This window comes from Clostridium sp. AM33-3, assembly GCF_003480315.1.
Taxonomy (GTDB): domain Bacteria; phylum Bacillota; class Clostridia; order Lachnospirales; family Lachnospiraceae; genus Brotaphodocola.
This window is the reverse complement of sequence record NZ_QUIV01000003.1, coordinates 180,205-180,633: the sequence shown is the minus strand read 5'-3', so window position 1 is coordinate 180,633 and position 429 is coordinate 180,205. Positions and strand designations below refer to the sequence as shown.

Annotated in this window: 1 rRNA gene (only partly in view); it reads left to right on the top strand. The window is 47.8% G+C overall.

Annotated features, from left to right (window positions below):
• The first annotated feature begins 132 nt into the window (after positions 1–132).
• Positions 133–429: ribosomal RNA gene (locus tag DW819_RS03205) — 23S ribosomal RNA — on the top strand (it continues 2,690 nt past the right edge of the window).

Here is a 429-nt window from a genome sequence, read left to right as displayed (position 1 = left end):
TCAAGACATCCGAGGTGTTACATCGAAAGATGTAACCAAACAATAACTCGTTTTAAATAACGAACCTAAGACCAGCGATACAACGCTATGTATCGTAGATGAGTAGCCAGCACCCGCAGGCGAAAATCAATTGGTTAAGCTATAAAGAGCGCAGGGTGGATGCCTTGGCACTAAGAGCCGATGAAAGACGTGATAAGCTGCGAAAAGCTTCGGGGAGGAGCAAATATCCATTGATCCGGAGATATCTGAATGGGGAAACCTGGCTGAGAAGACCTCAGTCGTCGTATGGTGAATCCATAGCCATACGTCGGGAACCGCCTGAACTGAAACATCTAAGTAGGGCGAGGAAAAGAAAGAAAACTCGATTTCCAAAGTAGCGGCGAGCGAAATGGAAAGAGCCTAAACCGGAGCGCGTGCGTTCCGGGGTTA